This is a genomic window from Candidatus Curculioniphilus buchneri endosymbiont of Curculio glandium (assembly GCF_964275155.1).
Classification (GTDB): Bacteria; Pseudomonadota; Gammaproteobacteria; order Enterobacterales; family Enterobacteriaceae; genus Curculioniphilus; species Curculioniphilus buchneri.
In genome coordinates this window covers 1050456-1063131 of sequence record NZ_OZ193413.1, presented here as the reverse complement: position 1 = coordinate 1063131, position 12676 = coordinate 1050456, and the positions used below count along the sequence as shown (strand labels likewise).

Annotated in this window: 4 protein-coding genes, 1 tRNA gene, 1 rRNA gene and 1 pseudogene; 2 read left to right on the top strand and 5 right to left on the bottom strand. The window is 28.5% G+C overall.

Annotated elements, in window-relative coordinates; translation table 11 throughout:
• Positions 1 to 38: 38 nt before the first annotated feature.
• Together rrf and ACICP0_RS03240 are read left to right on the top strand one after the other, a co-directional pair.
• Positions 39 to 154, top strand: a 5S ribosomal RNA gene (gene rrf / locus ACICP0_RS03245).
• A 150-nt stretch (positions 155 to 304) separates the two neighbouring features.
• A tRNA-Asp gene (locus ACICP0_RS03240) sits at positions 305 to 378 on the top strand.
• 974 nt (positions 379 to 1352) lie between these two features.
• On the opposite strand, the gene epmA is transcribed toward ACICP0_RS03240, so the two are convergent.
• The 5 genes and pseudogenes from epmA to dsbA all read right to left on the bottom strand — a co-directional run bounded on the left by epmA (position 1353) and on the right by dsbA (position 10864).
• The gene (gene epmA / locus ACICP0_RS03235; RefSeq protein WP_395479891.1) at positions 1353 to 2333 is read right to left on the bottom strand and encodes an elongation factor P--(R)-beta-lysine ligase; all 981 of its coding nucleotides are present in this window, start codon (positions 2331 to 2333) and stop codon (positions 1353 to 1355) included.
• A gap of 281 nt (positions 2334 to 2614) precedes the next feature.
• On the bottom strand, positions 2615 to 4450 hold the full coding sequence (glmS, locus tag ACICP0_RS03230) for a glutamine--fructose-6-phosphate transaminase (isomerizing) (RefSeq protein ID WP_395479890.1): 1836 nt from the start codon (positions 4448 to 4450) through the stop codon (positions 2615 to 2617).
• Positions 4451 to 4608: 158 nt separating this feature from the next.
• The gene (glmU, locus tag ACICP0_RS03225) at positions 4609 to 5985 is read right to left on the bottom strand and encodes a bifunctional UDP-N-acetylglucosamine diphosphorylase/glucosamine-1-phosphate N-acetyltransferase GlmU (protein WP_395479889.1); all 1377 of its coding nucleotides are present in this window, start codon (positions 5983 to 5985) and stop codon (positions 4609 to 4611) included.
• 1064 nt (positions 5986 to 7049) lie between these two features.
• On the bottom strand, positions 7050 to 9845 hold the full coding sequence (gene polA, locus ACICP0_RS03220) for a DNA polymerase I (RefSeq protein ID WP_395479888.1): 2796 nt from the start codon (positions 9843 to 9845) through the stop codon (positions 7050 to 7052).
• 399 nt (positions 9846 to 10244) lie between these two features.
• Positions 10245 to 10864: pseudogene (dsbA, locus tag ACICP0_RS03215) on the bottom strand (thiol:disulfide interchange protein DsbA).
• Positions 10865 to 12676 lie beyond the last annotated feature (1812 nt).

Genomic DNA, 12676 nt, shown 5'->3' with positions numbered 1-12676 from the left:
ATAACATGTTAATATTGTACATTTAATGAACAAATTTTCCTGGCGGCAATAGCACGGTAGACCTACCTGATTCCATTCCGAACTCAGAAGTAAAATATCGTAGCGCCGATGGTAGTGTAGGGTTTCCCTATGTGAGAGTAGGACACTGCCAGGTCACTCATTATAGTTAAAGATTAAAACTTAAGATAAGAGCCATAAAATATTTAAAAACTTTTTCAAATTTATGTATTTGGTAGTAGGTTGATTATATTAATCAATAAATATTCTATCTCAAGATAAGATCTTAAAAGATTTTTAAAAAAATGGTGCGGTAGTTCAGCTGGTTAGAATGCCGGCCTGTCACGTCGGTGGTCGCGGGTTCGAACCCCGTCCGCACCGTCATTTTCTTTCTTTATATCTCTTTGTTGATAGAATTTGTAAAAATAAATTATACTGATTTATTTTTACTTAGCTAATTTTAAATATTGTTAATTATTTTAAAATTAAATTATTTATATTGCTAATCGATCATATAAAATAATTTTTTAATAAAAAAAGCATAGGTGAGAACAGTGTTTTTTAAAAAAATTAAATATATTATCATTAATAAGGTCAGTAATATTACGTTAACAAATATATATCCTATAAGTAAACGATATTATGAAATGGATACAATGTCCAGCGTTGTTTTCTCTACATTCTCTCTACATTATCGCTAGTTATAAAATCTAAAAAAATTATTAAAAATCTCGGTATATACAAAGGTATGACAGAATAATAGTTAGTGGAAATACCTTTATTAATGACGTATTAGAGGTAAATTATATTTGTAAAACTTTTCCAGAAGTAATTACTGTCGAAATAGAATCTGATATTCCACATATTAGTTTTAATAAATATGCTTCTGTAGCAGCATAAAGATCATCTCATCTAGCAATAAAAATGCTACAGTTTTTCATTGATAAAAATAATCATATGATTTAACAAAAATACATGTATTAAATTTAGACATTTTTAGAGATTAATGCTAGATTCTACTAAATTTTTTAGAGCTAGAGAATTCCATAGTTTTTATTTGTTTGTTTGATAATGAATGATGCATATTGTTATTATATGCTAATTTTTATTGGCTGTTTGCTATTATTTAATGTTATTTACATAATAATGATACAGTTCTACTGTTGAAAGCATACATGATTAAAATGAAATACAGGCGAAAAAATTTGGAATTACTTTGAATTGTCCTAAATAATCTATCCTAATACATACTATATATATTATTGGATTAGTTGATATACATATTAAAATCACATATAGTTAGTTATTATAATTTAGTTATTATCATTAATTTATTTTATTTGAAAACGTGTCAATTAGGCACGTCCTAGTGAAAAGGCTATTACCTCACTTAATTGATTAGCATGTACTGCTAACATTATTAATCTATCAATACCTAAAGCTATCCCTGAACACTCCGGTATTCCTTGTTCCAAGGCCATTAATAAATTTTTATCTATAGGTTGCTCAATAAGATTCAATTCAGATCGTTTACGATTATTTTCTATAAAACGTTGATACTGTTCATTTGCATCAGTTAATTCACGAAAACCATTAGCTAATTCAACGCCTTTAAAATATACTTCAAATCGATCTGCTACTTGCCGATTTTCAGTATTTAGTTTAGCTAATTCGGCTTGCGAAGCAGGAAAATGATAAACAAACACTGGTTTGTCATGTCCAATGTTCGGCTCTACAACTATTGAAAATAATAATTGCAGTAAAGTATCATGATCGTAATACTGTATATTTTTTTTTTCTATTACATTTAATCTAATCGCTACATCATATAGTGAGTGTGTATCTGAAGATAGGGGATTAATTCCTAGATGACGACTAAACAATTCCTGATAGGAATTTCTTTCAGCATTTTCACAATCTAAAATCTGTAGCAACAAGTCGTCCAATTCATCCATGAGATGAAACATATCATAATCAGGGCGATACCATTCTAAAATAGTAAACTCAGGATTATGATAGCGACCCATTTCTGTATTGCGGAAGCTACGACACAACTGAAAAATTGGCCCGCTTCCAGCGGCTAACAATCGTTTCATATGATATTCTGGACTAGTTATTAAATAAAGTGGAATGGTATCTATTCCTCCCGGTTTTATGAAATAGGTTTGAAAAGATGTAAGATGAATATCTGTTACAGTTGATTGACTCATGGCTGGTGTTTCTACTTCAAGAAACCCACGATTATTAAAGAATAGTCGAATCTTTTTTATAATCTTAGCCCGTTTGAATAAATTAATTATCGATGTACTAGGTTTCCAGTTAGTGAGATTGCTCATAATATTTTGTATGTATAGAAAAAAGAACATATTTCATTATTTGTTTTATATAAAGACTATGTAATGACATACTTTTTATATAATATAGATTACTCTAATTATAATTAGAGACACATGAGATTAATTGAATTCATATTTATATGAAATACTTCTTTTCACATTGTGAAACACATATTAATAATATTAATATATCACTTAGCATATATCCTCCTATCACTAGCAGATATTATACCAGTTTAACTATTGGCATATTGGTAAATGAAATATTTTTATTATCTGATTTATGCTACAGTGACCGATTTTGCCAAATTACGTGGCTGATCAATATTAGTACCTTTAACTAACGCGATATAATAAGCAAGTAGTTGCATGGGTATGGTATAAAAAATTGGTGCTGTGATCTGTTCTACGTATGGTAGAGAAATAATTTTTATATTTTTTTTCACAGTAAACTTAATGTTTTTTTCAGAGAAAATATAAAGTTTAGCACCTCGGGTACAAATTTCTTCAATATTAGATTTTAATATCTCTATTAATTTATTATTAGGAGCAATTACAATAACCGGCATATTAGTATCTATTAGTGCTAACGGCCCATGTTTCAATTCTCCAGCAGCATAAGCTTCAGCATGGATATAAGAAATTTCTTTTAACTTTAGCGCTCCTTCCATGGCTATTGGATATAGATCACCTCTGCCTAAAAAAATAGCATGATGAACATTTTTAAAATTTTTACTAATCATTTTAATAGATTTACCAAATAATAGAATTTGTTCTATCCGCATTGGCAACATTTGTAAAGCATCAATGATATTTGATTCTATCTGATTATCTATAGCGCGCAATTTATTAAAATAGGCTACTAACATTAATAATAATGTTAATTGAGTAGTAAATGTTTTAGTAGAGGCCACTCCAATTTCGATACCAGCTCGAGTCATTAGAACTATGTCTGATTCTCTAACTAATGAGGAAGAAGGAACATTACAAACAGTCAAAGAACCAAGAAAATCAAAATTTTTTGTTAATCGTAAGACTGCTAAAGTATCGGCGGTTTCACCGGATTGAGATACTGTGATTAGTAACGTATTTGGACGCAAGGCAAATTTTCGATAACGAAATTCGGAAGCTATATCTACGTCACAAGGTATATCAGCCAATGATTCAAACCAATATCGAGAAACCATAGCTGCATGGTAAGAAGTACCACATGCGATGATCTGTATGTGTTGTACTTGACTTAATACAATACTAGCAGATTGTTGATCTAATTCTGAAAATACAATGTTTCCATGATGTATACGACCTTTTAAAGTATCTTTAATTGCTTGTGGTTGCTCAAAAATTTCTTTTTGCATATAATGACGATATAAACCTTTATCGATTACTTCATATTTAACTTGTGATTGAATGACTGATCTCTGAATCATTCGTCTTGATTTATTCCATACTTGAATAGTATCAGAAGTGAGTTCAGCAATATCACCTTGTTCTAAAAACGTGATACAACGAGTTATAAAAAGAAAAGCTAACTGATCAGAAGCAATAAAATTCTCACCGATACCACGTCCGATCACTAATGGACAACCAAACATTGCTGCAATTAAAGACTTAGGATTACGGCTATCCATAATCACCGTACTATATTCACCATTCAATATATGAGATGCTCGTCGTACCGCTTCTACTAAAGTACCGCCTTTCTGATGTTGTTCCCAATGTATAAGATGTGCAATTACTTCCGTATCAGTGTCGCTAAAAAAAATATAACCTCGATCGCGTAATTGCTGACGCAAAAGTGTATGATTTTCAATAATCCCATTGTGTACTACTATGATATGATCAGAAACATGAGGATGAGCATTTCTTTCTGTTGGTTTACCGTGTGTAGCCCAACGAGTATGAGCCATGCCAATATTTCCCAACAGCATGTGCTGTTTAACAGCCGAAATTAAGACACTTACTTTACCTACTCGGCGCAAACGCTGTAAATAACCGTGTTGATCTACCACTGCTAAACCGGCTGAATCATAACCTCGGTATTCAAGACGAGACAATCCTTCCAATAAGATCTCAGTAATAGTACGTCGTGTAACTGCACCAACTATTCCACACATTGCACAAAATTTCCTGATTTAAAAGCACATATATCATTATTAAGTCCAAATATAATTAAACCGATTAAATATTATATACTATGATTCATAAAATTATTTCCAACCAAACAATAGGTAAAATTCCTTATGGGAGTCCTGTTTTTTCTATAACTGTGTCTTTATTTTTTTACTGGTCGTTTCCAGTGGGGAATTGGAAATTGACGTATTCGACTAATGATCATCTCTCCATTGGAGACATCTTGGGTTACCGTTGTGCCGGCACCAATAGTAGCACTATTTCCCACTGTTACTGGCGCTACTAACTGGGTATCAGATCCAATAAATACATCATCGCCGATAACAGTCTTATATTTATTAGCACCATCATAATTACATGTAATTGTACCAGCACCGATATTTACTTGTTCTCCAATTTCTGCATCTCCCAAGTAGCTAAGATGTCCACTTTTTGAGCCTTTACCCAACCGAGTATTTTTAAGCTCAACAAAGTTTCCCACATATGCTCCTTCTTCTAATTCACTACCTGGACGCAGACGAGCAAACGGTCCTATGACACTACGTGCTGCTAATCGTGCATCTTCTATGATCGTATAAGGTTGGATTGTCACATCATCTCCAATGATGACATTTTTCAGAAAACAACCTGTGCCAATCATTACCCGATTACCAATTATAATTTTACCCTCTAAAATCACATTGGTATCAATAGATACATCACTTCCATGCCATAATGTACCACGTAGATCAAATCTTTCTGGATCTACTATCATTATACCAGCGAGTAATAAACGTTCTGCTTGTTCGCACTGATACATTCGCTCTAACTGTGAAAGTTGAAGTCGATTATTTACTCCGATAATCTCGCTAAGATGGTCTGGTTGGACCGTGTTAATTTTACTTTTTTCTTGTCTAGCAATTTCGATGATATCTGTTAAATCACATTCCTCTTGTGCATTACGTTCGGTCAATTTCTCTAACCAACGTTTTAGATCAGCGCTGCTAGTTACTAATATACCTGTATTTATTTCTGCTATTTTTCGCTGCTGTTCATTAGTAGCTTTTTGCTCCACAATACGCATTACTATATCGTTTTCACGTATAATTCGTCCATATCCATCTGGATTAGGTACATGTGCAGTTAACAGTCCAATACCACCTTCTGAATAAGAAGCTAAAACTCGTTTTAATGTAGAATACGAAATTAATGGAACATCACCATATAAAATTAAAATGTTTTCTGTAAAATTGAGATATGGTAATATCTGTTTCATGGCATGACCAGTACCAAATTGCTCTGTTTGTTGCACCCAAAACAGATTACTGCTGTCTTGTTTTAAAACTTGTTCATACAATCTTTTATTTTCATAACTATGAACTAAATAAATGCAATTTTTATCTAATTGCTTAGCGGTATCAATGACATGTTGTAACATTGCTTTGCCCGCAATAGGATGTAATACCTTAGGTAAAGCAGACAACATACGAGTTCCTTTTCCGGCAGCAAGAACAGCTACACTTAGCTTTTTGTTTAACATTAACTTAACTGTCCTATTTAATAGATACTTTATTAACTGATAGTTTATTTATTCTAGAATTGGAAGTCTGTACTTTTAATTTTAATACATATTCATTATATTTGAGCACCTTTAAAAGAATTACAGTAAATTTATTAAAATTACTTAGAATGAAATAATTATATTATATGTAATATTGTAATTAACTATTCATTGTGTGAAACAATAATGTTTCTCTTATTATGAAAATATAATATGGAGTCTCTTATGGTAAGCTAATTCGCTTAACAAATAATATGAGTGTTTTAACTTAAAGTATACCTTTTATTAAGTATACCTTTTATTAAAAGTGTATAATAGAATTATGACTATCATATAAAAATCATCTTGACGAAGATAAAGATTAAAGGTTTTTAAAAAAAATTTAACGCAAAATGTCAATTTTATAAAGAAAATAGGCTGCTCGTATGAAATCATAAAATTTATGTCTTCTATAAATCTTATTTTTCTATAAATACCCTTAAATTATGACATAAGATATGAATCCTGCTTTTTATATAGATTAAAAAAAGTATGTTACATAATTGAAAATCTATAACTTTAATGAGTATAAATAAATTTTACTTTATATTGACTAAAAAGAATAAAATAACGTAGTTTAAAATGTTTGTTTTCCATAACACATCGATATATTGAATAATAACATTATCAGGAAATATAATCTTTTAAAAGATTGATAATAGATGGATTCCAACAATTATGATTTTCAGTAGTTGGTTAGTTTTTATATTCTAAGATAAATGAAAATCGTGAAATTTTATGAATACATGACTAAAATAATAAAAAATGCGGTGCAACAGTGTTCCAAAAAAATCGAATGTTAAATACGAATATTAGCTGTAGCTCGATACATTTTAAACATAAAACATAACAGTTAGAATTCAAAATTATTGAATTGCGCATAAAATATTACTCAATCCTATAATCAAACAAAATACTCTTTTTGTTTATCATTTTTTATTCGAAAAAAATAGAAATTTTATACAATTATATACAAACATATGTTTACATAAACTAGCATTCGTCTAATGAACTTTTGCCCAACTATTACCAATATTCACCATTACTTGTAATGGTACGTTTAGAGTATAACAGCCCTCCATCAATTCTTTGATCCGGGTTTGAATATATTGAATAGCATCATTTTGTACTTCAAATACTAATTCATCGTGGACTTGCATAATCATTCGTACCGGCGGTGCTTCATTTTGTATCCAGTGATCAATTGAAATCATGGCACGTTTAATGATATCGGCAGCAGTACCTTGTATTGAAGCATTGATAGCAACTCTTTCTACGTTTTTTTTTCGTGTACCATTCCGATCTACATACATATCGGATAAATAAAATCGACGACCATCTAGAGTTGAAACATAGCTTTGATCGCGAGCTAGTTTTTTAGTATGTTCCACATATTTTAGAACACCTGGATAAGATTGGAAATATGACTCTATATAGTTTTTTGCCTGCAAGTGCGATATTGATAATTGACGTGCTAAACCAAAGATGCTTATACCATACATTAATCCAAAATTAATAATTTTAGCCTTACGACGTTGCTCATATGTCACTTGTTCTAATGGTACACCAAATATTTTTACAGCAGTAGCACAATGAATATCTTTGCCAATAGAAAAAGCATGTAATAATCCTAAATCACGGGAAAAATGGGCCATGATACGTAATTCAATCTGTGAGTAATCTGCTGACATAATCAACATACCTGGTGGAGCAATAAATGCCTGACGAATTCGTCGTCCTTCAGAATCACGTATTGGGATATTTTGCAAATTTGGATTACATGAAGAGAGACGTCCAGTAGCAGTCATAATTTGATGGTATGAAGTATGTATTCTTTTTGATCTCACATTAATCATTTTAGACAATTTATCAACATAAGTAAATTTAAGCTTATATAATCTTCGATATTCTAAAATTATTTTTGCTAATGGATAACTTGATGCTAGCTTAGTTAATACTTCTTCATCAGTTGATGGCACTCCACCCAAAGTTTTTTTCAAAATTGGCATCTTGTACTTATCAAATAAAATTTTCTGAAGTTCTTTTGTCGAAGATAGATTAAAAGATTCGTTTGCTAATTGATATGCTTGATTTTTTAGTGTTTTTAAACGGATCGTTAATTCTGAAGAATGTGTAGTAAGAATGTTTTTATCAATTAAAACTCCAGCATGTTCGATACGAGACAATACTGGTATTAAAGGCATATCTATTTCTTGAAATACCTTTTTTAGATCCGGAAAGTATTCAATTTGAGACCACAACTGTTGATGTAATTTTAAAGTCATGTTAGTTTCAGAAATATGGATTGCAATACAGTTTCCCATACTTATTTGAGTATCAACAGCACATTTCTGATGTTTTATATGATCTTCATCTTTAAAATTCATGGTTTTATTACGTAACAAATATCTTTTTATTAAATTTCTTATATTGTAAGAATGTGTAAAATTATCTAATACATAAGATTCTAATACAATATCAAACGAAATGCCCTTTAACTCTATGTTATGGCGTTTTAATATCCTGTGATTAAATTTACAGTTATGACCAATTTTTAAAATACTAGAATCTTCTAATATAGGTTTCAGCATATCTAAAACTACTGTACAATCTAAATACTTTGACGTATCTAAATTTTTTTTAAAAGGAAGATAACTAATTATCCCTGATTTGATGGAAAAAGATAATCCTATTAAATTAGTGGTTAAGATATTTAATCCATCCGTTTGGATATTAAAGACAAATTGACCAGCTTGACGCAGTGTATTTATCCAAGTGTTTAAAATTACTAAATCATAAATAATTTGACATTTTGTTTGTAGTGAACTGGTAATCGTTCTATCATCGGTGATGGAATTATCTGTTGTTAATATCAATGGTGAGTTGACAGCACATTGTCTAGTACTTCTTATCCATGTATTTGAAGTCACATCACTTAACCAACGCTTAAATTCATATCGTTGAAAAAATTGTATTAGTACATTGATTATAGGTTGTTTAATTATTAGGTAATCATAAGGCAAATCCAGTGTGACATCAGTCTTAATTGTAGCCAATTGATAAGAAAGCAACACGGTTTTTTGATGTTGTTTCAACTTAATTGCCATAGTTTTAGCACCACGAAAATTTAAGTGTTCAATTTTATCTAATTGTTGATATATGACTTTTAAAGAGCCTAGTTTTTTCAATAATGTTTGAGCAATTATTTTACCAACTCCTGGAATTCCGGGAATATTATCAGACTTATCACCCATTAGTGCTAGATAATCAATAATAAGTTTCGGTGGAACTCCAAATTTTTTTTTTATTTCTTCTGGATCTAAAACTATACCTGACATAGTATTAATTAAAGTAATGTTTGATGATACTAACTGTGCCATATCTTTATCACCAGTACTAATTAGTACATTTTGCCCATTACGTACTGCTGATAGTGCTAAAGTTCCAATGACGTCATCAGATTCTACACCCTCTACAACTAAGAGAGGAATACCCATTGCCTTAATCATCTCATATAAAGGCGTTGTTTGACATCGTAACTTTTCAGGCATTGGTTCTCGATGAGCTTTATAATCTTTAAAAAGTTCATCACGAAAAGTTTTTCCTTTGGCGTCAAAAATTACTGCCATAGTAGTCGGGTTATATTTAATAAGCAGACTTTTAAGCATATTTAACACACCATATATTGCTCCAGTTGGTTCTCCTATGCTATTAATCAATGGGGGATAAGCATAATAAGCTCGGTAAAGATAAGAAGAACCATCTACCAAAATTAAACAATTTTTTTCAAATTTACTCATAATATATTTTCTTTTATTTAAAAGTCATACAAATAAACCATAATCGCTAATGGTAGAAGTAGAAATGGTAGTTGATATGAAACACTATAAAAATAATTGAATAAGATTCAACTAGCAGAATTTAAAGTTAAATTTATTTATAAATTAAAGTATGTGTACATTAATGTAATTAATTAGATTAGCTGTATGGTGCAAATCAACCTATTTTAAATGTTGATGTTGTTAATTTTAGATTTATTCACAAATAATTTCGTTTATATTGTTGAATATTAAGCTGATGTTGTGTGTTTTATCTAAAATATAACTTTTCATAAAAAGAATCAGAATATACAAATTATCTTTCCTCTTTGAAAAAAGGATATTTCGATAATGGTTAGTGCATATACTATATAATAAAAATTATTTTTTAGTAATCAAGAAATTTACAATATCAGCGAACTGTTTGATATAGCTATCTTTAGACGACATATCGCTGTCTGTTTTATCATGTATCTCTCATTTACAAATATGGCTGGTACGCCAATTAATTGCAAATCAACAACCGCTTTGTCTTGTTGTAACACTAAATATTTTACCATAACACTATTCCAAGTTACATCATGCTCTTCAGCACCAATACCAATTTTAATAAAGATTGCACGGATATCCTCTGATGTTTGTATTGTCTGAGTTTTATGAAGTCCATTAAAAAGAAGAGAGCTCACTTTATCTTCTATTCCTAGTACCATAGCTACTGCCTAAGCTTGTGTAAGTTGTTTCTCCATAGAACCCAAAATGGCCAACATGATATTTTATCATTTTTGTTGCAATTGGAAGTACTTTTTTATATTACTAGAAATATGATCAATTTCTTCGAAAAGAAAGCAGTGAGCACAGTAAAAAGAAAAAAATTCTAATACTTAAGGTTCATTAGTAATTTGTTTTTCCATCTGAGTATACTGATGTACTTTAGTAAAATTTATCGCTGCCGTGTTAAATGCTAACATGATGCTAATTAATACATACCATACTTTTTTCATAAAAATGTTCTTTTTAAATAAATATATAAGGATAAGTATTATTAATATGATGGCCTTATTTATTATGTAGAATCTTTATGAAGAATCCTGTAATCATTTAACTTTAATTAATAATTAATTTGCTGTATTTAATATTTCGTTTTAATTTTTTCGTATAAATTATAGATTTATTTTTACTAACTTTCGAAGATTAATTTTCTATATACTTTAAAATAATTAAATAACTATTTATAACAGTTACTGTTACAAATTATATATAGAATATTGGATAGTGAATGTATTGAAATGATATATTTAAAATTTAGAAATATTCTAATATAATATATTATTAGATTTTTTTAATATTTATTAAAAAGCTTAATGATCAATTAATGATCTATATTATCTATACATGAATGACAATTTATAGAAATTATGTAAAATAAACGCTAGCTTTATTAAATTTCAATAAATTACCATACGTTATGCCAAGTCTATTAGAAGGTAATATCATAAAATATTTTATTTTTTTATTTTAAAAATGATTTAAGATCTTTTAAATATTTATGAAATATATTTCATAAATGATTAATTATTGCATAATGTAATTATGATTCAATATCAGAAAAATCTTTTTTAAAAAATTTGACAAAATAGAAGTATTAACATATTTTATATGTGATCAATGGATAATTAAATTATTTTTTTATTTTTAATAATTATATTATCTAAGCAATAATATGTTCAATATTAATTGACATCATTATTTACATGATGATGTCGATCATAGATTATATCAATAATATTTTTATACTAAAAATATTAATAAAAACTATTTTATAATGCTTGTAATAAGTATTACATTTTATTCCAAAAATATTGGCTTTATTTAAATTTAAAAAAATAATTTACATAAATTTTATGTCTCCAATAATACTGGATTTAAAATAAAATATTTAAATTAAAATCTACTAATATTCATTAATATTATATATTATATAATGTTAATAACATACTAAAAAATTTTTTAACTTTTATCCAATATCACATTACTCAATATATATTAGAAAATATTTTTACATAAAATTTTAATGCTAATTAAATATTATATTTATATAATTTAATCAGCATACATATTTTTTATGCATCGGAAATTATTGCCTATATCGATAAATTATTTTATTTGCTAAGCCAAATTTTGGAATTTATGTAATATTAAACAAATAGAATGTAATATATTCTAAAAACAATAAAATAGTTTATGAATTTTATATTTATAGCAATTAGGATATCAATGTAATACTATACATATAGTAAAAAGAGCTACATAGAACTGAGATAATTAAATTATTGTAATGTAGTAAATATTACATAGACATTCATTTAATCATAATTATTTTACATTAAAATATTGACCGAGCATTACTTTGCAAAGATATGAAAATATATGATAATCTAACATTTACACCTAAAGTAACCAGACTGTGAGTAGCTAAATCGTGTTGATTAATATACACGAGATAATATACTACGTTTATAATCTATTCACCAAAAATGTTAGATGTAACTATATGTGTATAATACATTTTATTCTTCGATTGCTATGATTACCTTCAGAACTATTAATATAATATACGTTATTTCTAGAATAAATATCTTAAAAAATAGTGGATAAAATATAAAAATATAAGTATAATGAATTGGATAGGTTATATCGAAAATAAGATAATAATGAGCCTTATGCTAAGAATTAATGTTTTTTCATCGTTTATATAAATTTTAATAATTTTCTTTAAAATTGATTGATATTATATACATAATGTTAATTGAACT

Excerpts from the sequence above, each read along its gene's own strand:
- polA (WP_395479888.1), bottom strand. The coding sequence starts at position 9,845 with ATGAGTAAATTTGAAAAAAATTGTTTAATTTTGGTAGATGGTTCTTCT.
- glmU (WP_395479889.1), bottom strand. The coding sequence starts at position 5,985 with ATGTTAAACAAAAAGCTAAGTGTAGCTGTTCTTGCTGCCGGAAAAGGA.
- glmS (WP_395479890.1), bottom strand. The coding sequence starts at position 4,450 with ATGTGTGGAATAGTTGGTGCAGTTACACGACGTACTATTACTGAGATC.
- epmA (WP_395479891.1), bottom strand. The coding sequence starts at position 2,333 with ATGAGCAATCTCACTAACTGGAAACCTAGTACATCGATAATTAATTTA.